Origin of the sequence: Novosphingobium beihaiense (assembly GCF_022832375.1) — a bacterium.
GTDB lineage: Bacteria > Pseudomonadota > Alphaproteobacteria > Sphingomonadales > Sphingomonadaceae > Novosphingobium > Novosphingobium beihaiensis.
The window spans coordinates 19,108-41,133 of the sequence record NZ_JALHLG010000009.1; the positions used below are offsets into that span (position 1 = coordinate 19,108).

Below are 22,026 nucleotides of genomic sequence, written 5' to 3' on the forward strand. Positions count from 1 at the left end.
GACATGTCCGATCTCGTTCCCGCAACTCCCGATGGTGCGTCAGGCGCCGGTATTCCGGCGCCTGCCTCCATGTTCGCACCGCTCATGGACCCGGCGGGCGGCAGCGTTCTGACGCGCCTGTCCGCGTTCACCGCGCAACCGTCCATCAAGAAGATTCTGCCCGCGTTCGTGGGCCTTTCGGCCATTGGCGGCGCTCTGCTGGCATGGAGCGCGCTGTCGCCCGATCCGCAGCGCACGCTCTATTCGCAGCTTGATGACAGCGACCGCGCGGGCGTTGCCGCCGCGCTGGATCAGGCCTCGATCAATTACCACATCGACAATTCCACCGGCGCCATCACCGTCGCGGACAGCGACTATTACAAGGCGCGAATGCTGGTGGCCTCCAACGGCGCCCTGGCCACGCCCGCAAGCGGCGACGAAATGCTCGACAAGATGCCGATGGGCGCCAGCCGCACGCTGGAAGGCGAGCGCATGCGTTCTGCCCGCGAGCACGACCTGCAGCTGACGATCGGTGAGATCGACGGCGTCGGATCGGTCCGCGTTCACCTGGCGGAGGGCGAAAAGTCCGTCTTCGTGCGCGACAACGTGGCGCCTACGGCATCGGTCATGGTGCGCATGAAGTCCGGCCGCCAGCTCAGTTCCAGCCAGGTTTCCGCGATCGTCAATCTGGTCGCCGGATCGGTGCCCGGCCTCTCGCCGGACGCGGTCCGCGTGGTGGATCAGCACGGCCGTCTGCTGTCCGACAGCAGCAGCGGGGTCGATTCCGACCGGCTCGACCTGCAGGCCCGCATGGAAAGCAAGCTGCGCGAACAGGTCTCGCAGCTCCTGCGCCCGGTGCTCGGCGAAGGCAACTTCACTTCCGAGATTCAGGTCGATCTCGACATGAGCGAAGTCACCGCCGCGCGCGAAAGCTACGACAAGGATGGCGTGGTTCGCAGCGAATCCGAACAGCAGTCCAAAACCACCGGCGCGTCCCAGGCGCCTGTCGGTGTGCCCGGCGTGCTCTCCAACACGCCGCCCGCCGCCACGCAGGCCGCGCCTGCGGCCCCGCAGGGCACGCAGCCGCAGCCCGCAGCCACGCCGCCAACCAGCGGCGAATCCTCCTCCACCCGCACGTATGAACTGGGCCGCGAAGTTTCGGTGTCCAGCAACGGCCCGGGTTCGATCAAGCGCCTCTCGGTCGCAGTGGCCATCAGTGCCGATGCCATGAAGGGCTCCAAGCCCCAGGATATCAAGGACCTGGAAGCGCTGGTCAGCGCCGCCGTCGGTGCCGATCCCCGCCGCGGCGATCAGGTCAAGATCATGACCCGCAGCTTCGAGCCGGTGTCTGAAGAAACCCTGCCCTTTTACGAGACCAGCTGGTTCGCGATGCTCGTGCGCAACGGCGCGGCGGTTCTGGCGGTTCTGCTGGTCCTGCTGCTGGGCGTGCGCCCCGTCATCAAGGCGCTTCGCGGCGACAAGCCCGCGAAGGACAAGAAGGCGAAGAAAAGCAAGAAGGGCGCCTCGGACGAGGACGATGACGAAGACGGGGAAAACGCGGAGTCCGAAGGCCAGCAGCCCGGCGGCGCCGAAGGCCTCGGCCCGGACGGCCAGCCTGCAACGGCATCGCTGATTCACCCGAACAGCCTGCTGGGCGCGGAAGGCGTGGAAATCGAGATGCACCGGTCGGACCTGCTGACCCGCCAGCTCGATCTCGCCCAGCGCCTCGTTTCCGAACAGCCCGCCAGCGCGGTCGCCGCGCTGCGCCAGATGCTCCATGAACCGCCCGCCGATGAGGACGAGGCCAAGCAGGAAGCCGCGTGATGAGTGAAGTCGTTCCCCTGCGCGCGTCCGACAGCGCCGCGGTCATGATGATGCTTCTGGCCGAAGACCAGACCGCGCGCATCCTGTCCGAACTGGAACCCGAAGAGCTGCGCATGCTCGGCGAGAAAATGTGCGCGCTGGGCGAAATCAGCCCGGAAATCATCGCTCAGGCCATCACCGGCTTCGTCGACAAGACCGAGACGCTCGGCCTTGTCGCGCATAACCGCGTGAACCAGGTCCGCTCGATGATGAACAACGCCCTGGGCGATGTGAAGACCGAAAACCTGATGCGCCGCATCGTTCCCGAGGCTCCGCAGACCTCGACGCTGGAACTGGCGCGCTGGCTCAATCCAGAAGCGCTGGTGCCGCTGGTCAAGGACGAACACCCGCAGACGATCGCGGTGCTGCTGATCCAGCTCGATCCCGAAGTGGCGGCCGAAGTGCTGCATTCGCTTCCGGGCGAAATTCAGCCGCAGATCATCCACCGCATCGCCACGCTGGGTCCGGTCGCCCCGCCCGCGCTGGAAATGCTGGAAGAACTGCTGAACCAGCGCATCACCGAATGCCACGGCCAGCGCCCGCTGCAGATGGGCGGTGCGCGCGAGGCGGCGGAGATCATCAACGGCACCGGCAAGGTCACCGAAAAGCGGATCATGAGCGAGCTCAACAAGCTCGACAAGCCGATGGCCAAGAAGATCGAGGAAGAGATGTTCAAGTTCGAGCACCTCTTCGTGCTCGAACCCATGGCCATGGGCGCGCTGCTGCGCGATGTCCCCAGCGACACCCTGATCGACGCCCTGAAGGGCATTGGCGAGGAAGAACGCGACTTCTTCTTCCGCGCGATGTCGAGCCGTGCGGCCGATGGCGTGAAGGACGAAATCGCCGCCCGCGGCCGGACCAAGCTGGCCGACGTGGTCGCCGCGCAGAAGGAGATCGTGACGATCGCCCGCAAGCTGGCGGCCGACGGCACCATCGTGTTCGGTTCGAGCGACGACGACTATGTCTGACCTCGGCTTTCCTTTGCCGAAGGCGGAATTCAGCCTGCTCGAAGCCTTCGCGAAGCCGCGCGGGTTCACACCGGACAAGCGCTTCGGCGCGCTGGCCGGTGCCGGGCCCGAGCCGGAACCGGCGCCTGCCCCCGAACCCGAGCCTGAGCCCGAAACCCCGCCGCCCGCCGAGGACGAAGCGCCCGACCCGGTCGCGGAAGCCTTTGCCCAGGGCTTTGCCGCCGGGCACGAGCAGGCCCAGACCGAAGCCCAGGCCCGCGCCGCCGAAGACGCTGCCGCGTTCGAAGGGCTCAAACTTTCCTTCGCCCGGCTCGATGCCGCGCTGGAAGAAGAACTGCGTCTGCGCCTGCGGGACACTGTCACCGCGCTGTGCGAAGCCGCGCTGGCGCCGCTGGCCATCGACGAGGACGCGCTGATGCGCCGCATCACCCGCGCCGCCTCGATGCTGGCCCGCGCCGACGACGAACGCGTGATCCGCCTTCACCCGGACGATATCAAACTGATCGAACCGCGCCTCGCCGAAGACTGGCAAGTGCAGCCCGATCCCAAGCTCGAACGCGGCACCGTGCGCATCGAAAGCCAGAATGGCGGCGTGGAGGACGGCCCGGCCACCTGGCGCCTCGCCATTGCCGAGGCCATGCACCAGTGCTGAAGCTCTGGGATTCGGTACTGACGGACCTTGGCGGCGAAGCGGTCGATCTTGCCCCGCGCCGCTTTGGCCGCGTCGTCGCCTGCGATGGCGGTCTGCTGGAAGTGAGCGGCCTGTCCGTGCCGGTGGGCGCGATGTGCCGCATCGCCCATCGCGGCGACCTTTCGATTTCCGCCGAAGTCATCGGCTTTCGCAACGGCCGCACGATGATGATGCTGCTGGGCGACACGATCATGCTGCGCCCCGGCGCGCGCGTCTGCCCGGAAGGGCGCCCCGGCATGCTGCCGGTGGGCGACGGTTTCCTCGGCCGCGCGGTCGATGGCGAAGGGCTGCCCATCGACGGCGGCCCGGCCATCCACTCGCGCATGGAATGGCCCGCGGGCGGCGTGCGCACCTCCGCGCTCGACCGCAGCCCGGTGCGCGAGACGTTCGATACCGGCGTGCGCGCGCTCAATGCCCTCACTACGTTCGGCATTGGCCAGCGCATCGGCGTGATGGCCGGGTCCGGCGTCGGCAAGTCGGTGCTGATCGACATGATCGCGCGCGGCTCCAGCGCCGATGTCGTGATCGTCGGCCTGATCGGCGAGCGCGCGCGCGAAGTTTCCGACTTCGTCGAACGGCACATGAACGCCGACAAGAAGGACAAGACGGTGGTCGTGGCGGTTCCGGCCGACCATGCGCCCAACTTGCGCCTGCGCGGCGCGATGCTCGCCACCTCGATGGCCGAGCACTTCCGCGCGCAGGGCAAGAAAGTCCTGCTGATCATGGACAGCCTGACCCGCGTGGCCCACGCCGCGCGCGAGATCGGCCTGCTGCTGGGCGAGCCCGGCGCGGCGCGCGGCTATCCGCCTTCCGCCCTCGCCACGATAACAAAACTGGTCGAGCGTGCTGGCAATTCGGCCGCTACCGGAGGCTCGGTGACGGGCCTCTACACCGTGCTGGCCGATGGCGACAACCAGGACGATCCGGTGGTCGATACCGCGCGTTCGATCCTCGACGGCCATATCGTGCTCTCGCGCGATCTTGCGCAGCGCGGGCAATATCCGGCAGTGGACATCGCCGCTTCGCTCAGCCGCGTGATGAACGATATCGTGCCCCAGCAGCATCAGGATCTCGCCCGCGAATTCCGCGCGCTGACAGCCAGTTACGAGGCCAACCGCGATCTCGTTCTGATGGGCGCCTATCGCGCCGGGGCCGATCATCAACTGGACCGCGCCATTGCCATGCACGATCTGCTGACCGCCTTCCTGTGCCAGTCCGCGCGCGAGACGATCAATCTGGAAGACAGCGCCGCGCAACTGGTGGCGCTGCTGGGATGACCGCGGTGCCGCCCGTCCGGCCCAGCCCTGAGGCGATGCTGTGAAGGAAGAAAAACAGCGCCTCGCCCGGCTGAAGCGGCTTGAGAAGATCCGCGCCATCGCCAAGCAGACGGCCGCCGTGGAAGCGGCGCAGGCCGAAAGCACCCTTACCCAGCTGCGCACGCTATCCGAACGCACGCGGCGCATGGCCTCCGACTATGCCAGCCGCCGCGAGGCTGCCGACGGTGCCGCGCTGCACCAGCTCGGGCGCTTCGTCTCCGGCTTGCAGGCACTCAGCCGCACCACCGATGGCGATGCCCTGCGCGCGCAATCGATCGCTGATGCCAAGCAGCGCGAGCTCGCCGAAGCCGAGCGCCGCCGTGCCGCCATCGAAGAGCGCGCCGAGCTGCAGGCACGCCTGATCGCGAAAGCTTCCGAACAGCCTGTTCTTACTAGCAGAAAGGGATCTGGCACGGATCTTGATTAATGTTCTGCGAAGACAGGACAGAGGACCCGTTGCACATGATCCAGAACGCTGCCACCGCACTCTCCGCCGGCCACTCTCAGGCCGCGGGCAAAGGGCACGGCGCGCCTGCGAACTCCGCAGGAACCGGCAGCTTTTCTGCGCTTCTCGACCTTTCCGGTGCACTTGAAGCGGCCGATCCCGGCACCGCGCCTGCGGCCGGAGACGATGCCGCCGCTGCCCTTGTCGCGCTTCTTGGACCGGTTGCAGGCGGCAATACCGGCAAGGCAAGCGGCAAGATTTTGCCGGATGCAGCCGAAGACCTTTCGCCGGAAAGCGAGGGCAAGAGCGAGAGCGGCGGCGAAGCCGGGACCGGCACCGATACGCTGTCTCTGGATAGCGCGCCCGTCACGGACGGCACGCCTCTGACCCTCGCAGGCATTCTGCCCGCGTCCCTCGTCCCGCAGACGGCAACCGTTGCCGCTCCGCCCGCTGGCAACGGTACGGGCACGGGAACTGCAGCCAAGGCTCCGATTCAGACGGCTGCGCAAGCGACGGCCAAGGCAGCAGTGCAGGCAACGGCACAAGCCGCCGCCGCACTGACCGTGAAGCCGCAAGGACAGGCCCAGGGGCAAGTCCAGAACCAGATCAAAATCAGCGGGCTGCCTCAGGCACAGACCGCCGCTGCCCCCGCTGGCATCAGCCCCGCCGTGGCCAATGTCACGCTGGGCCCGGTCACGATCACTGCCGAGCAGCCTGCCGCCGCTGCGGCAGACAATGCCGCGCCCGCTACCGCCGCGCAGCTCGCAACCCGCCCGCAGACTGCCGCCGCCGCTCAGCCCGCCCAGGCCAGTGTGTCTGCGCAGATCTCTCAGCCCCAATCTGCTCAGTCCCAGGCCGCTCAGCCCCAGCCTGCTCAGTCCCAGCCTGCGCAGCCGGTACAGGCGGCCCAGCCTGTGCAAGCCGCACAGGTGGCTCAGGCCACGCAGGCGCAGTCCGGCGATACCGCACCTCAGGCCGACACCTTCAAGCCGCACGCCGCGCGTGCCGAAAAGGCCCGGATCGAGACCGGCCGGGGCGAAACCGCCGCCAAGCCGCAGAACCTGGCCGCTTCGGCAGACCCTGCGCCGCTGGCCCGCGTGATCGATCCGGCACAAGCCACCGCAGCCGCTCCCGCCGCGCAGACGGCCGCGCCTGCCCCTGCCTCCGCAAGCGCTCCGGCACCGGCGGCACCGGCAGAAGGGCCGCAGGACTTCTCCACGCTGGTCTCGCGGCTGGCCGAGGCGCGCGAGGCCGCAAGCCCGCACCTCGTCAAGACCGCGATCCGGCACGCCGAATTCGGCCAGATCTCGCTGCAGTTCCGCCACGAGGACAATGCCATGTCCGTCACCATGGCGAATGCCGATCCGGGCTTCACCAGCGCGGTGCACGCCGCCGCGAACGCTTCGCTCGCAGGCGGATCGAACGGGAACGGCAACAGCAGCGATTCTTCGCAGCAACAGCAGCAGAACGCCCCGGCGTCCTCCCAGAACCAGGCCGCCGCCAACGGCGCCGGCGCGGGAACGGGCAATGGCGCCGGCCAGAATTCACAGGCCCGCGCCGATCAGGCCGGGCAGCACACGAACCGCGGACAGGGAACGGCATCCCTTCCGCACGATCAGGAGGCGTCCACGCCCCGCCAGTCCCGGGACGGCACCCGGCAGGCTGGCGGCATTTACGCCTGATCTTTTGCGAATACCCAGGGGGACTTTTGAATGAGTGACAAGAAGGACAAGGACGCCAAAGCCAAAGGCGGCAAGGGCAAGCTGATGCTGATCCTCGTGGCGGCCGGCATGCTCGTGCTCGGCGGCGGCGGCGTGTTCGCCCTCGTCGCGACCGGGGTGATCGGCGGCGGCCATGCCGAAGAGCACAAGCCGCGCGGCCCGCAGCTCGTCCGCAAGGGCGAGGAAGACCCCTACATGCCCAAGACCAAGGAAGGCGAAGGCGAAGGGGCCGTCATGGACGTGGAAAGCGAAGGCGGCGACGAATACCGCACCGCCTACTACACGTTCTCGGACGAGTTCACCTCGAACCTCAAGGACTCCGACGCGCTGATCCAGATCAGCCTGGCCTGCTCCACCCGCCGCGACGGCCGCGTGCTGATCTGGCTCAAGAAGCACGAACTGGCCATCCGTTCGAAGCTGCTTCAGATCCTGGCGGATACGCCGGAAGAAGACGTCTACACGATCCCGGGCAAGGAAAAGCTCCAGAAGCGCCTGACCGCCGCGATCAACAAGGTCCTCATCGAGAAGGAAGGCTTCGGCGGCGTCGATGCCGTCTACTTCCGCACGTTCATCATCCAGTGATCCGGCAAACCTGACCCGCCATGACCATGTCCACCGCATCATCCAGCCAGAGCCGCAAGGCCAAGCACTGCTCCGAGCTGCTGGGCACCGGCCCGTCGATCGACGAGCTGGTTCCGGCCCTCTCGCTGCTCGGCGAGCGGCTGGCCCGCATTCTGCCTGCTCACCTCTCGCCCTTCGCAGGCGGTGAGCCGCCGCTGGTGCGGATCGGCATGCCGATGGACTGCAACCTCGCCTCGATCAACGCGGATATCGAAACGCTGGCCTCGCACACGCTGATGGCGGTGGGGCCCAAGGGCCTGCCGATGCTGGCCATCTTCGAGGCCCCTTCGGTCCTGCGGCTGATCGACCGGGCTTTCGGCGGGCGCGGCGTGGAGCCCGAGCAGATCCCGGACAGCTTCCCCCTGTCCGCCGAACTGCTGCTGGGCCGTCTGGAACAGGCTCTGGCCGAAGCGCTCACCACGACGTTCGGCGGCAAGGAAGAGCACAAGGTCCGCGCCATGCGCCGCGACACCAGCCTGCGCTACCTCGACCCCTTCGACAAGCGCGAGGACCTGCTGCAGATCTCGCTGGAAGTGGAAGAGCCGGGCGTGGAGCCCTGGTCCTTTTCCATCGCCTTCCCGCAACCGACGCTGGCCGCAGCCACCGCCGTGCCGCGCCACCCGGTCCGCCGCAAGGCCCGCCAGGGCACGCCGGACCCGGCGGCCGAACCCTATGGCTCGATGCCGGTTCCTGTCACGGCCGTCCTGGTCGACATGACGGTCGCCTTCTCGCGCCTTTCGTCCCTCAAGCCCGGCGATGTGCTGCCGGTGGCCATTGCCCGCTCGGTCCCCTTGCAGATCGATGGGCGCACCGTCGCAACCGGCACGATCGGCGAAGTCGAGGACCGCGTCGCGGTCCAGATCCAGCAAGCCTTCTGATTCACGGAAAGATCGATCCCATGACCATGCATTCCCGCGGCCTTGAATTCCTTCGCGATGTCGATGTCCGCCTTTCGGTCGAACTCGGCCGCACCCAGATGAAACTCAAGGAAGTCCTCGCGCTCGGCCCCGAAAGCCTTGTCGTGCTGGACCGCCTGACCGACGAACTGCTCGACGTGCTTGTGAACGGCAAGCCGATCGCCAAGGGCGAAGTCGTCTCCCACAATGGCCGTTTCGGCCTGCGCATCGTCGAGATGGTCGGCGTCGAGGAAAACGCGGCGGATGACGCCTCGGTCTCCCTGCCCGATTCCGACGCCGGTATCACGGGGGCCTGATCCTTCCATGCTCTGGTACATCCTCAAGCTTGTCATCATGCTGCCGATGATCGCGCTCCTGGCATGGGGTGCGCTCAAGCTGGCGAAGAAGATGCAGGACAAGGCGGGCATCGGGGCCGGCTCCAAGTCGGTCCGCATTATCGAGACGACCATGCTCTCGCCCACCCAGAAGCTCGCGGTAATCGAATTCCACGGCCGCGAGATCCTCGTTTCGGTTTCGCGCCAGGGCCTCAGCCGCCTCGCCGAAGCTCCGGCGCGCGCGCGCTCCGAAACCACCGAAAGCCTGCCCCGGTGAAGCGCATCCTTTCCCTGATCGCAGCCATTCCCGCGCTGCTGCTTCCGGCCGTGGCCTTCGCGCAGGCTCAGGCCCCGGCCGCCGCGTCCGAAGCCACCGCGATCCCCGGCGCGCTCGACCGCGCCTTCGGTTCGCTCGGCGGCACCGAAGGGCCGGGCATGGGCCTGTCGCTGCAGCTCCTGCTCATCATGGGCCTGCTGACGATCCTGCCCAGCCTGATCCTGATGATGACCAGCTTCACCCGCATCCTGGTGGTGCTGTCGATCCTGCGCCAGGCCATCGGCCTGCAGCAATCGCCGCCCAACCAGGTGCTGATCGGCCTGTCGCTGTTCCTCTCGCTGTTCGTGATGTCACCCACGCTCGACCGGGTGAACGAAGTCGCCATCGCGCCTTATGCCGCTGACCAGATCAATGCCGAGCAGGCGATCAAGAACGCGGGCGGCGAATTCCACGCCTTCATGATCCGTCAGACCCGCGAACGCGACCTCATGATGTTCGCCAACATGGCCAAGGCGCCCAAGTTCCAGAGCAGCGCCGATGTGCCGTTCTCGATCCTGCTGCCCGCATTCGTCACCAGCGAACTGAAGACCGCGTTCCAGATCGGCTTCATGCTGTTCCTGCCCTTCCTTGTGATCGATATCGTCGTCTCCTCGGTCCTCATGTCGCTGGGCATGATGATGATGAGCCCGATGATCGTCTCGCTGCCTTTCAAGCTGCTGCTGTTCATCATGGTCGATGGCTGGGCGCTGCTGATGGGCTCGCTCGCATCGAGCTTCGGGTAAGCCCGCGTGGAAGATATCTCCGGCCTTCTCGCCCTTGCGGACAAGATGCTGTGGGTGGCCGCGCTGGTCGCGGCCCCGGTGCTGCTGGCCGCGCTGGCCATCGGCCTCGTCGTCGGCATTATCCAGGCCGCGACGTCGGTGAACGAACAGACGCTGACATTCGTGCCCAAGCTGGCGGTCGTCGCGCTGGTCCTGGTGCTTTTCGGCAGCTCGATGATGACGCTGATCGGCGATTTCACCCAGGAAGTCTTCACCCAGATCGCCATGATCGGCCAGGCCGAGCAGGTGGTGCCGTGATCAATATGGACTTCGGCTTCGGCTCGCTTGAGGCCGAGTTCTGGCGCTTGCTGTTCGTCATGACGCGGATCGGCGCTGCGCTTGTCGCCGCCCCGCTGTTCGGCGCCGCTTCGGTTCCGGCACAAGTGCGGGTAATCGGCGCGGGCGCCATCGCCGTCATGGTCTGCGCGTGGACCGGCGTTCAGGCCCCGCCCGCCCTGTTCTCGCTGGCCGGGTTGCTCAGCGTCGCGGGCGAAGTGCTCGTCGGCCTTTCGCTCGGCTTCGTACTGCAGCTTTCCTTCGCCGCCCCGGTCATGGCCGCCGAAGTCATCGGCGGCGGCATGGGCATGAACATGGCCGTGGCGGTCGATCCCAGTTCAGGCACGCAATCACCCGCGCTGGGCCAGTACTTCATGGTGGTGCTGACGCTGATCTTTCTCGCGCTGGGCGCGCACCTGCAGTGGTTTTCCCTGCTGATCGAAAGCTACCGCGTGTTTCCGCCGGGCCACACCTGGCTCGGCCCCGAACGCTTCGCGTTGATCGCCAGCTTCGCATCGCAGATGTTCGTGACCGCGGCCACGATCGCGCTGCCGGTCACGCTGGTCCTGTTCACCGTCCAGATGATCACCGGCGTGCTCAGCCGCTCGGCGCCTTCGCTCAACCTGTTCTCGCTGGGCCTGCCCGCAGGCCTGCTTGCCGGGATCGCGGCGCTGATGCTGTCCACCCCGGTCCTCACCGATCTCGTCATGCGCCTGTCCGCTGACGCCATTTCCGCTTCCGCAGAGGTCATGAAGAAATGAGCGAGTCGAGTGGCGAAAAGAGTTTTGCGCCAACAGAAAAGCGCAAACGCGACGCCGCCAAAAAAGGCGACGTCATCCGGTCACGCGAGCTGGCCACGGCGGCGGCTGTCGGTATCGGCGCGGTCTGGCTGCTGATCGCCGGTCCCTGGCTGCTCGATCTGCTGCTGGGCAACCTTCGGGCCGCCTTCGTCTGGGACCGCGCCTCGATCGTCGATTTCACGCCCGGCCGGATGCTGATGTCCGCCATGCTCGCGGTTCTGCCGCCTGTGGCCATTCTCGGCCTTTCCGTCATCGGCGTCTCGATCCTGTCCCAGCTCGGCTTCGGCGAGGGGCGCTGGAACGCGGGCAATCTTGCCCCCAAGGGATCCCGCATCAACCCGGCCTCGGGCCTCAAGCGTATGTTCGGGCCGACCGGCCTGATCGAAATCGGCAAGGGACTGCTCAAGATCGGCTTGCTCGGCACCATCGCCTGGGTCTGGGCCAGCGGCCGCATTTCCACATTCGCCCGGCTCGGCCGCGGCGACCTGTTCGAGCAGCTCTCGTGGGCCTGGCACGGAATCATCATTCTGCTGTTCTGGCTGGCGGCCGGGCTTTTCCTGATCGCGGTCATCGATCTGCCGGTGCAGCTGTTCCGCCGCATGTCGCGCCTCAAGATGACGATGCAGGAAATGCGCGACGAGCATAAGGAGCAGGAAGGCGCCCCCGAAAAGAAGGCCGCGATCAAGGAGCGCCAGCGCCAGATCGCCATGGGCGGCCTGGTCCCGGCGATGAAGGACGCCCAGTTCGTCATCACCAACCCGACGCACTTCTCGGTCGCCTTCGCCTACGATCCGGAAAAGAACCACGCACCGGTCGTCATTGCCAAGGGCCGCGGCGACAAGGCGCTGGCGATGCGCGAACTGGCCGCCGAATATGCCGTGCCCACGCTCGAATATCCGGCTCTGGCCCGTTCGGTCTTCTACACCACCCGCGAACGCGAGGCGATCCGCGAGGAGCACTACGTTTCGGTCGCCGCGATCCTGGCCTTCGTCTTCGCTATCAAGCGCGGCGAGAAGCGGGCCGCGCCGCAAGTCACCGTGCCGGTCACCCTGCGTTTCGACGCGAACGGCAAGCTCGACCCGGCCAGCGTATGAGGATGACCATGCGAAGAGATCGCCAAACCCGCCCTGGCCCCCTTAACGTTTCCATCCAGAATCCGTCCTAAAAGCCATGGTTGATGCCACTTCCTCCACCTCCGCCTCTTCCTCGCTGAAGACGACGTCCATCGCCACGATGCTCGGTGCGGGCAGCGGCATCGACATGGCCGCGCTGGCCAACAACCTGGCGACCGCCCAGTTCGAGTACCGCAACCAGGTGCTCCACGACCGGCAGGACACGCTCAACACCAAGATTTCCACGGCATCGGACATCAAGTCGATGCTGCTCGGCCTCGATACGTCGCTGGGCACGCTGGTCCGCTCGGGCAGTCTTGCCCCCACGCCCAGCATCGCCAACAGCGCGGTGGCGGAGGCCTCGCTCTCGGGCACCAGCCAGCCCAAGGGCACGTTCTCGCTGGAAGTGACGAGCCTCGCCAAGGGCCAGCAGATCGCCAGCACCGCCTACAGCGCTTCCTCCGACCTCGTCGGTTCCGGTTCGCTGACCCTGCGCTTCGGCACGGTCTCTGGCAGCACATTCATTCCCGACGGCACTCAGGCCGCAGTCGATGTCACGATCGATGCCGGCGCAACGCTGGCCGATGTCGCCAGTGCCATCAACGCCTCGGGTTCCGGCGTCACTGCCTATATCGCCAATACCGCGAGCGGCGCCCAACTCGTCATGAGAGGCCCGGAAGGCGCGCAGAGCGGTTTCGTTGTCGAGACGACCGAAGATCCGGCCGATCCCGGCCTGTCCGCACTCGCCTGGTCGCCCGGCGGCGGCACGGGCACGCTGCTCACCTCGGCGCAGGATGCGGCCTACAGCATCGACGGGCTGAACTATACCTCCTCCTCGAACACGATCACCGATCCGGTTCCCGGCCTGAAGCTCAAGCTGACCGAGACCAATGCCGGCGCGCCGACCACGATCAGCTTCAGCGATCCGTCGGACAGCATCACCAGCTCAATGCGCGATCTCACGGACGCGCTGAACGAGCTGATGTCGTCGCTGAACAAGGCCACCGCGCGCGGCGGCGATCTCGTCACCGATCCCGGTGCCCGCTCGCTCAAGACGTCGATGATGAAGCTGGCCGGCGAAGTCATCATGCCCAACGCCACCGGCGCGGCAAGAACTCTGGCCGACCTTGGCCTTTCGACTCAGCGCAACGGCACCTTCGATCTCGATACCGACCGCCTGAAAGCCACGCTGGAAGCCGATCCGGAAGGCGTGGCGGCGATGTTCACCAACGGCCTCTATGGCGTGTACGCGACGATCGACAAGATCTACCGCAACGCGACGTCCAGTTCCAACACGGGCTCGCTCGCTGGCTCGATCACCAAGTACACCGAGAAGGCCGCCAAGATCGACGAGGATCTCACGAAGGTCGCCGACCAGCAGGAAACCCTGCGGGCCCGCCTGGCCTCGCAGTTCACGGCTTCCGAAGTAAGGATTTCCGGGTTCAACGCGACGAAGTCCATGCTCGAAAACCAGATCGCCGCTTGGAACAAATCGGGCAACTAAGATGCTTCTGCAACAATCCCCTCACGAAGCCTACCGCCGCGTCGATTTCGACGCCCGTGTCACTGGCGCCAACCCGGCCGAACTCGTCCATGTGTGCTACGAGCACCTCATCGGCGCGCTGGGAACCGCGATCCACGCGCACCAGAACGGCGATAACGGCCTCAAGAGCCGGTCTATGACCCGCGCGCTGACCGCGATCACCGCGCTGCAGATGGGCGTTTCGCAGGATGGCGGCATGGGCGATGCGCTCAACCAGTTCTACGCCGCCGCACGCCGCACCATTCTGGACTGCGCGGTTGCGTTCGATGTCCAGCAGCTCGCCACGATGCGCACGGACTTCACCGAAATCAGCCAGGCCATGAAGTCCTGACAGATCCTCCGCCGAAAGCGGATGTGAACCCGTTTCGGCAGGATCTTTGACAGCGTTGCCGCCGCATTTCGCGGCCAGCAGCCACCAGCCGTTCGATTCCGGAGCAGGTCTGCCGGGCAGTTGCCCCGCCCTGCGCGTATTTCCCTAGGCACAAGCCACGAGGAGGGAAATGCCGGTGGAGCGGATTGCGACTCTTATCCTTATCGACGACGACACACGGCGGCGGGCCACGATCAGTCATGCTCTGGCCTCGCACGCACTGCACGTCGAACCGTTCGAGAACGTCTTCGAACTGGGCGCCACCTGGCCGCGCGCCGGGGCCGTGCTCCTTCATGAAAGGCCCGGGGCCGTCCCCGCCCTGATCGAGGCCATGGCCTGCCAGAACCAGTGGTTTCCCGTCGTCGCCTTCAGCGAGGAGCCGGGCGTGCAGCGCATCGTGCGGGCCATACTCGACGGCGCGATCGACTATCTCGCCTGGCCCGCCCTTGCGGCAGACCTTGCCCTTGCCGTCAACACCGCGATCGAACACGCCGCCAGCACGGGCAGCGCCAAATTGCGCGAGGTGATGGCCCGGACCCGCGTCAGCAAGCTGACCCGCCGCGAGCGCGAAGTGCTGGGCGGCGTTGCCAGCGGCCTGTCCAACCGCCGGATCGGCGAGAAACTGGAAATCAGCCCCCGCACCGTCGAGATCCACCGAGCCAACATGCTGCACAAGCTGGGAGCCAGCCATACTTCCGATGCGATCCGGATCGCGATCGAGGCCGCGCTCGTGCAGTAGCCGCCCTGTCTGCCTTTATTCCGGACCGCTTTGGCAACGGTGTTTTCCGGATCGCATATGAACGTATGCCGCATGGCACGAAAGCTTAGCAGCCACCCTGCTATCAGGACATGGCCGGGGAGCCATCCGAGCACCTTTCCGGCAAGTGCCCCGCAAGGTTCGTCCAGACGGGCCCGGCCGATCTCCCTTACGGCCGGGTCCGCCGCGGGGCTCATGACCCCTACTGGCGGCGTATCCGGCCCGTACATCCACCGGATACGCCGCTTTCGTTTTCCCGGAACCGGCGGAATGCGGCCTCGACCCCAGCAGGCACTCAAGCCAAAGCGCTGGCCGTGAAGCGCGGCTATCCCGCCCGCCGCGCGGCGAACCAGGGGACCATGCGCGCGATCGCGGTTTCGATCTCCGCCGGGGACACGGCAAAGCTGAACCGGATGTAGCGTCCGCCGTCCACCGGATCGAAATCAACGCCGGGCGCCGTGGCAACGCCGGTGTCCTGCAGCAACTGCCTGCAGAAAGACAGGCTGTCGCTGGTCATGTGGCCGATCTCTGCCCAGATGTAGAAAGCACCGTCCGGCGGCGCGATCTGCTCGAGGCCAAGGCGCGGCAAGGCCGCCAGCAACATCTCCCGGTTGCGCGCATAGTTGGCCAGATGGCCTTCCAGTTCCTCGCGGCAGTCGAACGTGATCAGCCCGGCATGCTGCGCCAGCACCGGCGGCGTCAGGAACAGGTTGCTCATCCGCGCCCGCGCCGCCCCGATCAGCTCTGGCGGAACCGCCAGCCAGCCCAGCCGCCAGCCCGTCATCGAATAGTATTTGGAAAAGCTGTTCACCACCAGCGCTTCGGGCAAGTGCTGCAGCATGGACTGCGCCGCCATGCCGTAAGTGAGGCCGTGATAGATCTCGTCGGAGACGACCCGTATGCCCTTGCGGCGGCACACTTCGGCAATCGCGGCCAGTTCCTCAGGCGCGATCACGGTGCCGGTGGGATTGGCAGGGCTCGCCAGAATCAGCCCGTCCGGCGCGGGATCGATCGCATCGAGCGCGGCGGCGGTCATCTGATAGCGCTCGGCGGGGCCGCAGGCGACCTCCACCGGCTCCATATACATGGCCTTCAATGTATTGCGGTAGGCCACATAGCCCGGCCGGGCCACCGCCACCCGCGCGCCGGGCGCGAACAGGCACGAGAGCGCCAGCACGAAAGCGGGCGAAGCACCGCAGGTCAGGATCACCTGCTCCTCGCCCATCGCCACGCCATAGGCCTCTTGATAGTGCCGGGCGATGCGCTGCTTGAGCGCCGTGCTTTCCCAGTAGCCGCCGGGATCGCTGTCCAGCACTTTATGCGCCGCCGCGATCGCCTCGGCCGGAGCGCCGGTGGAGGGCTGGCCGTACTCCATATGAATGACATCGCGGCCCTGCTCTGCCAGCTCGTAGGCGAGCCGTCCGATCGAGATGGCATGAAAGAGTTCGACTTCGGCGATGGATGCGGCAGTGTTCATGACCGCTTGCTACGGGCTGGCGAGGCGCCGGGCAAGCGAACGGAACGGGGAATTGACCGGAGTGGCACTTTGCCCATCCTCCGCATGGCAACGGGGAACCGGAGCCGCCACAAGACGCGTGAAGCACGGAACCGCAGGGAGAGGCAAAGGAATGGCCATGCAACTCGATCACTACCGCCTGCTTGGCCGCTCAGGCCTGCGCGTCTCGCCGCTGTGCCTGGGCACGATGACGTTCGGCGCGGGGCCGGACGGCTGGGGATCGGCCGATGCCGAAGCCGCGGCAATGGTCGACACTTACCTCGACCGGGGCGGCAATTTCTTCGACACCGCCGATTTCTACGGCGGTATGGGCGGTTCGGAAAAACTGCTGGGCCGCCTGCTCGGCCACCGGCGCGAGCGGGTGGTGATCTCCACCAAGTATTCGCTGACCACCCGCCCCGGCGATCCCAACGCGGCGGGCAACAGCCGCCGCAACATGGTCCGCTCGGTCGAGGATTCGCTGCACCGCCTGGGCACGGACTGGATCGACGTGCTCTATCTGCACATGTGGGATTTCCGCACGCCGGTGGACGAGATCCTGCGCGCCTTCGACGATCTCGTGCGCAGCGGCAAAGTGCTCTACATCGGCCTGTCCGACACACCCGCCTGGCAAGCAAGCCGGATGCAGGCCATCGCCGAGCTGCGCGGCTGGAGCCAGTTCTGCGCGCTGCAGATTTCCTATTCGCTGATCGAACGCACGGTGGAGCGCGAGATGATCCCGATGGCGGCCGAAATGGGCATGGGCGTGTGCCCGTGGTCGCCGCTCGGCGGCGGCGTGCTCACCGGCAAGTATACCCGCGCCGATCTCGACCCACAGGAACCGGGCGGCTCCAGCGGCCGCAAAGCGATGAACGCCGCGACCGGCCGCCTCAGCGAACGCAACCTGACGATCGCCGAAGAAGTGGCAGCAGTTGCGCAGGACATCGGCTGCAGCCCGGCACAGGCCGCTCTGGCCTGGACCCTGACGAACCCGGCGGTGGCCTCACCCGTCCTCGGCGCCCGCACCCCGGCGCAACTCGAAGACAACCTCGGCGCGCTCGGCGTAACTCTCGATGCCGGGCACCTCGCCCGTCTGGACGCTGTGAGCAGAGTGCCCAAGGTCTTCCCTATGGACGTGCTGACCGGCCCGGCCGAAAGCATGATGTCGGGCGGCGTGACCGTGGACAGGCGCCGCTGAAACCCGGCCAATGAACAGCATAGAACGCCCGGGAAATGGGCGCAAACAAGTGAAGGCGCCACACAAGCTCCAAGCGTATTAATATACAAACACTGTTAACCCTCATCCGGATTGACACATAAAAGTAACACCCATCAATATTTCACAATGTAGCAAGAATCTTAACTTGCCCATCGCCAAACGGGCGGCAAACATCCCCCTGCGCGCTCCGGCATCCGCTTTATGCCGCCGCGCTCAAGGCAGTGGATTTCGCGGAATCCAGCATTTGCAGAGGCCGAGCGGTTCCGGGCCGCTCCTTCGCTGCTTTCATAGTCCTAGGGGGACACATGAAGAACGCACGTCAACGCAAGCTCCCGTCGCGCCAGCGCATTGCGCTCCTTGGCTCGGCAGCTACACTTTCGCTTCTTTCCGTCCAGGCCCATGCGCAAAGCTATGGCCCGGAGTATCCGAGCAACGCCTATCTGGAAGCCCAGAGCGGCGGTGCCAGCGGCGGCGCGGTATCGGTTACACAGCCATCGCCGCAGCGCGTCAGCATCGCCCCGGCCGCCCCCGTCCCGCAGATCGTGATCGCCGATCCCGGCACCAGCGGCAGCAGCGTCGATCCCACCGACATCAACGGCGTCGGCCAGATGATCATCGACCAGCAGAACGGTTTCGTCGGCATCTGCACGGCCACGCTGATCAATCCACGCACGGTCGTCTTCGCTGCCCACTGCGTGAACGAAGAGGCTCCGGGCGATTATGGCGCGGCCACCGGCGGCACCCCCATCGGCTTCGGATTCTCCAACGACAACCTGGCGGGTTTGCGGAGCTGGTTTGCCAGCGGCTACGGCTCGGATGCTGCCAATGCGTTCTACAACGCCGACTATGTGAACTATCACCCCGGCTCGCTGGAACCCGATGCCGTCAGCTTTCTTTACAGCGACGTCGCCGTCGCTTCGCTGGACACGCCCGCTGAAGGCATCCCGACCTGGGCCCTGCTGTTCTCCCAGCTTCCCGCACCGGACGCGATCGATGACGTGACCGGCACGGGCTATCACGTCACGCTCACCGGCTATGGCCGCAACGGCGAAGGGACTGACGGCTCGGTCAACGGCATCGATTTCCGCCGCCGCGTCGCCGAAAACATGCTGGGCGGCCTCGCCAGCCTCGACCAGTTCGAGAATTTCCAGTTCGGCGGCGACAGCACGACCTACCCGCAGAACCTCTACTGGATCGACTTCGACGATCCGGCGCGCGAGAACATCTTCGATTTCAACGCCTGGAAGGACGAAGGCCTGCCCAACGAGGGCAACACGGCAGGCGGCGATTCCGGCGGTCCGCTGATTCTGGACGATACGTTCGATACGCCGGTGGTGATCGGCACGCTGTCGGGCGGCTACACCACGTTCTTTGGGAACCCGCCGCAGGGGCCGAACAGCTATGGCACGGCCTCGTTCTATCAACCGCTCTATCTCTACTGGGACTGGATCGTTGCCAACAATCCCTACCGCTACGTCGCGGCGAAGGAAGGGGACGGCGCCTGGGAAGATCCCGAGCACTGGGTCACTACGCTCGATCCGGCCTACAAGGTCATCGACGAGAACGGCAATCTGGTGAACGGCCTGCCCTCCACGCCCGGCCAGGGTGTGAACGGCAACGACGGCACGTTCGGCCAGGCCTGTTTCCAGTGGGAACTCAGCGGCGACGACATCTGCCAGGATATGGGCAACGGCGATGTGATCGTTGACGGAACGGTGGTGTCAGGAAGCGGCAATGCCTCCAACAACAAGGGCGTAACCTCGCTGGCGGGCCTTAGTCCCGAACTCGCGGCACAGGACGGCGAAGCCGTGGCGCAGGCCCTGCCCGCGCCCAGCATAGACAATGGCCTGCCCGGCGCCACCGGCTTCACGCCCGGCAACACCGCAGGCGACCGCACGGCGGGCACTGCGCCGCGCTATTACGATGTCACGCTATCGGCCGCTGGCACCACCACGCTTTCAAGCGAAGTCACGATCGACCGCTTCACGCTGGGAGGCCCCGCTGCCGCGCTCGACATCAAGGCGGGCGGCTCGCTGACCAGCCTGATGGCCGTCAACCAGCTTGCCGGCATGATGCGCGTTGATGGCACGCTCACTACCCTGGGCGACTACTTCCTGATGACCGGCGGCCTGCAGGGCAGCGGCACGATCAACACGCCCTTCTTCACCAACCTGGAAGGCGTGATCGCACCGGGCGGGACGGACGCGGCAGGAACGCTGACCTTCAACGGCAACCTCATCCTGACGTCGGGCAGCACGTATCTCGTCAATATCGGCGCGGGCGGCGTGTCCGACCTCATCCGGGTCAACGCCACACGCTATGCCGGCGATGGCGCGGGAACCGGCGAAGCCGGGCAAGCCGCCGTGGTTCCGGAAGACGGCATCGCCAGCCTTGGCGGCGCGATCGTGTTTACCCCGATCGCCGGAGAAACCGTCCGCGAAGGCGATACCTATACGTTCCTCAACGCCGAGGGCGGCATTCAGGGCACATTCGATACGGCGAGCGCCATCAGCGCGGTCCTCTCGCCCGCCTTCACTTATACCGGCTCGGGCGTGACCGTTACTGTCCAGGCCGGACTCTACTCAAACGCGGTGGACAGCAATTCGCAGATCCAGGCCGCCTTTGCCGGGCTGCTGGACCGGAACCGCACGCAGTATGACCAATACGCGGACCTCTACGGCCCCACCGACATGCTGCTGACGGCGGAGCTTCAGCCGACGCTCGAAAGCTGGGCGCCGCGCGTGCAGCCGCTGATGCAGGCGATGGGCACGGCGGCCATGGAAACCAGCAACCGCTTCATCCGCGACCGTCTTGCAAAGGTTTCGGAAGGAACCGAAGGCGGCAGCATCGCCTACTACGGGGCGCCGGGCGGCGTTCTGGCGACCATGGGCATGAGCAGCGTATCCTCGCTGGGCACGATGGCCGCCGCCGCGGCCGGTGCTCCGGACCGTTCGGTCGAAGGGGCCCTTCCCGACGACATGAGCGCCTTCTTCGCCGGTGGCTACATCAACGGCGACAGCGACGGTGCCCCTTCAGCCTCGCCCTATGCCAAGGATGACTTCGACGGCTATTACCTGTCCGCCGGTTTCGAGAAGGCGATCGGTGACGATGGCTTCTTCGGCGTGGCAGCCTCGTGGACCAGGATGAAGGGCGATCCGGGCTACCCGGGGCGTTCGGCGAAGGGCAATCTGTTCCAGCTCAGCTTTTACGGCGCGCAGCGCTGGTCCAGCGGCATCGGCATCGACGCGCAGATCAATGCAGGCACGTTCGATCTCAAGACGGCGCGCTCGGTGGCGTCCGGATCATCGACCTGGGATCTTTCGGCCAAGGAGCAGCCCTTCACGTATTCGAGCGAAGTCGGCGTAAGCGATGCGCTGGCCCTCAGCCCGGCCGTGATGGTCACGCCGCGTGTGGCCTTGAACTACGCCAGGATCGAATTCGACCGTTACGCCGAATCCGGTTCCGGCCCGGCGCTGCGCTACAACATGGACGCCTACGAAAGCCTGCAGGCGCGCGCGAGCCTGCGGATCGAAGGCAAGGGCAAGATCAAGCCGCACGTGATCGGCACCTTCGTCCACGACTTCAAGGACAAGCCCGCGCTCTTCGGCGCGAACTTCGTTGGCGGCGTGGGCCGCGATGCCTACTTCGCCTTGCCTTCGGACGATCAGACCTGGGGCGAAGTCGGCGCCGGGATCAGCACCACCGGCAAGGTTTCGATCGGCATCGTCGCCGAAACCACGGTGGGCCGCTCGGACATCAACTACCAGTCCTACCGCGGCTCGGTATCGATCCAGTTCTAAGGCCGGTTAAAGGCCAGCCGCGCTGCGGCTGGCCCCGGCACGGGCATTGAAAGGGCGCGGGGGACATCTTCTCCGCGCCCTTTTTCTGTCCTGGCGCTGCCCCGGATCACCCGGTCTGGCGCGCGAGCCAGACGGTTCGCTTCCCCGCTTCCGGATCCTCCGCGGCATGGCCTGCGACCTCGAAGCCGCATGCCTGCAACAAGCTGCGGTATTCTTCCGGGCCAAGACTGCCGTGGTAAAGGGGTTCGCCCTCCATATCGCCGATGGCGCAGCCTTCGGAGGGACCACTGGTAAACATCAAGGCCGCGCCCGGCGCCGCATGATCCTGAAACCGCCTGAACATCTTGCGCTGATCGTCCGGGCGCAAGTGAAAGAAACTGTCCCAGGCCAGCAATCCCGCGAACCTTTGCCCGAGAGCCAGTTCGCGCATATCGGCCAGGCACGCCGGCGTGTCCGGCAGGTTGCGGCGGAACAAGGCGAGCATCTCCGGCGCCGCATCCACGCCGGTCACGGCAAACCCGCGCCGGACCAGTTCCCGCGCCAGAGGCTTGCCCGAACCGCAACCGATGTCGAGCACGCTCGCACCCTCAGGCAGAAGATCGCAGAACCGGCCAAACCATCGCTGTTCAGTGCACCGGTCTCCGCGAAGCCGCGCCCAGGCCGGACCATGGCGCCGGTAGACATCGATCACCGTGTCCGCGACGCGGTCCTCCGTCACGGC

21 protein-coding genes are annotated in these 22,026 nt (G+C 66.2%); 19 read left to right on the forward strand and 2 right to left on the reverse strand.

Features of this window, described 5'->3' with window-relative positions:
• Positions 1-3 precede the first annotated feature (3 nt).
• From fliF to MTR66_RS08570, 17 genes are all read left to right on the forward strand, one after another.
• Positions 4-1,803 (forward strand): flagellar basal-body MS-ring/collar protein FliF, encoded by a 1,800-nt coding sequence (fliF, locus tag MTR66_RS08490; RefSeq protein ID WP_243919750.1) that lies wholly within the window; start codon positions 4-6, stop codon positions 1,801-1,803.
• Positions 1,803-2,810, forward strand: a complete 1,008-nt coding sequence (fliG, locus tag MTR66_RS08495; RefSeq protein WP_243919751.1) for a flagellar motor switch protein FliG — start codon at positions 1,803-1,805, stop codon at positions 2,808-2,810. Before fliF ends, fliG begins: the two co-directional genes overlap by 1 nt.
• Positions 2,803-3,462, forward strand: coding sequence for a FliH/SctL family protein (locus MTR66_RS08500; RefSeq protein WP_243919752.1), 660 nt, complete (start codon positions 2,803-2,805; stop codon positions 3,460-3,462). The genes fliG and MTR66_RS08500 overlap by 8 nt, the downstream gene beginning before the upstream one ends.
• Positions 3,456-4,778 (forward strand): FliI/YscN family ATPase, encoded by a 1,323-nt coding sequence (locus MTR66_RS08505; protein ID WP_243919753.1) that lies wholly within the window; start codon positions 3,456-3,458, stop codon positions 4,776-4,778. The genes MTR66_RS08500 and MTR66_RS08505 overlap by 7 nt, the downstream gene beginning before the upstream one ends.
• 40 nt (positions 4,779-4,818) lie before the next feature.
• Positions 4,819-5,244: a hypothetical protein gene (locus tag MTR66_RS08510; RefSeq protein ID WP_243919754.1), complete on the forward strand. Its 426-nt coding sequence runs from the start codon at positions 4,819-4,821 to the stop codon at positions 5,242-5,244.
• 35 nt (positions 5,245-5,279) lie between these two features.
• Positions 5,280-6,944 carry a hypothetical protein gene (locus MTR66_RS08515; protein WP_243919756.1) on the forward strand — a complete coding sequence of 555 codons (1,665 nt, stop codon included), beginning with the start codon at positions 5,280-5,282 and terminating at the stop codon, positions 6,942-6,944.
• A gap of 30 nt (positions 6,945-6,974) precedes the next feature.
• Positions 6,975-7,565, forward strand: a complete 591-nt coding sequence (locus MTR66_RS08520; protein ID WP_243919758.1) for a flagellar basal body-associated FliL family protein — start codon at positions 6,975-6,977, stop codon at positions 7,563-7,565.
• A 20-nt stretch (positions 7,566-7,585) separates the two neighbouring features.
• Positions 7,586-8,482 carry a FliM/FliN family flagellar motor switch protein gene (locus tag MTR66_RS08525; RefSeq protein WP_243919762.1) on the forward strand — a complete coding sequence of 299 codons (897 nt, stop codon included), beginning with the start codon at positions 7,586-7,588 and terminating at the stop codon, positions 8,480-8,482.
• 20 nt (positions 8,483-8,502) lie between these two features.
• Entirely contained in the window at positions 8,503-8,817 is a 315-nt protein-coding gene (gene fliN, locus MTR66_RS08530; RefSeq protein ID WP_243919763.1) for a flagellar motor switch protein FliN, read from the forward strand.
• Positions 8,818-8,824: 7 nt separating this feature from the next.
• The gene (locus MTR66_RS08535; RefSeq protein ID WP_243919765.1) at positions 8,825-9,112 is read left to right on the forward strand and encodes a flagellar biosynthetic protein FliO; all 288 of its coding nucleotides are present in this window, start codon (positions 8,825-8,827) and stop codon (positions 9,110-9,112) included.
• A complete protein-coding gene (gene fliP / locus MTR66_RS08540; protein ID WP_327194492.1) occupies positions 9,109-9,894 on the forward strand; it encodes a flagellar type III secretion system pore protein FliP in 786 nt (261 codons plus the stop codon). The genes MTR66_RS08535 and fliP overlap by 4 nt, the downstream gene beginning before the upstream one ends.
• A gap of 6 nt (positions 9,895-9,900) precedes the next feature.
• On the forward strand, positions 9,901-10,191 hold the full coding sequence (locus MTR66_RS08545; protein WP_243919767.1) for a flagellar biosynthetic protein FliQ: 291 nt from the start codon (positions 9,901-9,903) through the stop codon (positions 10,189-10,191).
• Positions 10,188-10,970, forward strand: coding sequence for a flagellar biosynthetic protein FliR (gene fliR, locus MTR66_RS08550; RefSeq protein ID WP_243919769.1), 783 nt, complete (start codon positions 10,188-10,190; stop codon positions 10,968-10,970). The genes MTR66_RS08545 and fliR overlap by 4 nt, the downstream gene beginning before the upstream one ends.
• On the forward strand, positions 10,967-12,103 hold the full coding sequence (locus tag MTR66_RS08555; RefSeq protein WP_243919771.1) for an EscU/YscU/HrcU family type III secretion system export apparatus switch protein: 1,137 nt from the start codon (positions 10,967-10,969) through the stop codon (positions 12,101-12,103). The genes fliR and MTR66_RS08555 overlap by 4 nt, the downstream gene beginning before the upstream one ends.
• Before the next feature lie 76 nt (positions 12,104-12,179).
• On the forward strand, positions 12,180-13,625 hold the full coding sequence (gene fliD / locus MTR66_RS08560) for a flagellar filament capping protein FliD (protein WP_243919781.1): 1,446 nt from the start codon (positions 12,180-12,182) through the stop codon (positions 13,623-13,625).
• Position 13,626: 1 nt separating this feature from the next.
• Positions 13,627-13,995 carry a flagellar export chaperone FliS gene (locus tag MTR66_RS08565; protein ID WP_243919783.1) on the forward strand — a complete coding sequence of 123 codons (369 nt, stop codon included), beginning with the start codon at positions 13,627-13,629 and terminating at the stop codon, positions 13,993-13,995.
• A gap of 169 nt (positions 13,996-14,164) precedes the next feature.
• The gene (locus tag MTR66_RS08570) at positions 14,165-14,773 is read left to right on the forward strand and encodes a response regulator transcription factor (protein ID WP_243919785.1); all 609 of its coding nucleotides are present in this window, start codon (positions 14,165-14,167) and stop codon (positions 14,771-14,773) included.
• A 343-nt stretch (positions 14,774-15,116) separates the two neighbouring features.
• Here MTR66_RS08570 and MTR66_RS08575 read toward each other — a convergent pair whose 3' ends face one another.
• Positions 15,117-16,268: a pyridoxal phosphate-dependent aminotransferase gene (locus tag MTR66_RS08575; RefSeq protein WP_243919788.1), complete on the reverse strand. Its 1,152-nt coding sequence runs from the start codon at positions 16,266-16,268 to the stop codon at positions 15,117-15,119.
• A gap of 151 nt (positions 16,269-16,419) precedes the next feature.
• Here MTR66_RS08575 and MTR66_RS08580 point away from each other — a divergent pair, with 151 nt between their 5' ends.
• Together MTR66_RS08580 and MTR66_RS08585 are read left to right on the forward strand one after the other, a co-directional pair.
• Positions 16,420-17,484, forward strand: a complete 1,065-nt coding sequence (locus MTR66_RS08580; RefSeq protein ID WP_243919790.1) for an aldo/keto reductase — start codon at positions 16,420-16,422, stop codon at positions 17,482-17,484.
• A 326-nt stretch (positions 17,485-17,810) separates the two neighbouring features.
• On the forward strand, positions 17,811-21,305 hold the full coding sequence (locus MTR66_RS08585) for an autotransporter domain-containing protein (RefSeq protein ID WP_243919792.1): 3,495 nt from the start codon (positions 17,811-17,813) through the stop codon (positions 21,303-21,305).
• A 106-nt stretch (positions 21,306-21,411) separates the two neighbouring features.
• Here the strand turns inward: MTR66_RS08585 and MTR66_RS08590 are convergent, their stop codons facing one another.
• Positions 21,412-22,023 carry a methyltransferase domain-containing protein gene (locus MTR66_RS08590; RefSeq protein ID WP_243919793.1) on the reverse strand — a complete coding sequence of 204 codons (612 nt, stop codon included), beginning with the start codon at positions 22,021-22,023 and terminating at the stop codon, positions 21,412-21,414.
• Positions 22,024-22,026: the final 3 nt, after the last annotated feature.

Excerpts from the sequence above, each read along its gene's own strand:
- fliF (WP_243919750.1), top strand. The coding sequence starts at position 4 with ATGTCCGATCTCGTTCCCGCAACTCCCGATGGTGCGTCAGGCGCCGGT.
- fliG (WP_243919751.1), top strand. The coding sequence starts at position 1,803 with ATGAGTGAAGTCGTTCCCCTGCGCGCGTCCGACAGCGCCGCGGTCATG.
- MTR66_RS08500 (WP_243919752.1), top strand. The coding sequence starts at position 2,803 with ATGTCTGACCTCGGCTTTCCTTTGCCGAAGGCGGAATTCAGCCTGCTC.
- MTR66_RS08515 (WP_243919756.1), top strand. The coding sequence starts at position 5,280 with ATGATCCAGAACGCTGCCACCGCACTCTCCGCCGGCCACTCTCAGGCC.
- MTR66_RS08520 (WP_243919758.1), top strand. The coding sequence starts at position 6,975 with ATGAGTGACAAGAAGGACAAGGACGCCAAAGCCAAAGGCGGCAAGGGC.
- MTR66_RS08525 (WP_243919762.1), top strand. The coding sequence starts at position 7,586 with ATGACCATGTCCACCGCATCATCCAGCCAGAGCCGCAAGGCCAAGCAC.
- fliN (WP_243919763.1), top strand. The coding sequence starts at position 8,503 with ATGACCATGCATTCCCGCGGCCTTGAATTCCTTCGCGATGTCGATGTC.
- MTR66_RS08535 (WP_243919765.1), top strand. The coding sequence starts at position 8,825 with ATGCTCTGGTACATCCTCAAGCTTGTCATCATGCTGCCGATGATCGCG.
- MTR66_RS08555 (WP_243919771.1), top strand. The coding sequence starts at position 10,967 with ATGAGCGAGTCGAGTGGCGAAAAGAGTTTTGCGCCAACAGAAAAGCGC.
- fliD (WP_243919781.1), top strand. The coding sequence starts at position 12,180 with ATGGTTGATGCCACTTCCTCCACCTCCGCCTCTTCCTCGCTGAAGACG.
- MTR66_RS08565 (WP_243919783.1), top strand. The coding sequence starts at position 13,627 with ATGCTTCTGCAACAATCCCCTCACGAAGCCTACCGCCGCGTCGATTTC.
- MTR66_RS08570 (WP_243919785.1), top strand. The coding sequence starts at position 14,165 with ATGCCGGTGGAGCGGATTGCGACTCTTATCCTTATCGACGACGACACA.
- MTR66_RS08575 (WP_243919788.1), bottom strand. The coding sequence starts at position 16,268 with ATGAACACTGCCGCATCCATCGCCGAAGTCGAACTCTTTCATGCCATC.
- MTR66_RS08580 (WP_243919790.1), top strand. The coding sequence starts at position 16,420 with ATGGCCATGCAACTCGATCACTACCGCCTGCTTGGCCGCTCAGGCCTG.
- MTR66_RS08585 (WP_243919792.1), top strand. The coding sequence starts at position 17,811 with ATGAAGAACGCACGTCAACGCAAGCTCCCGTCGCGCCAGCGCATTGCG.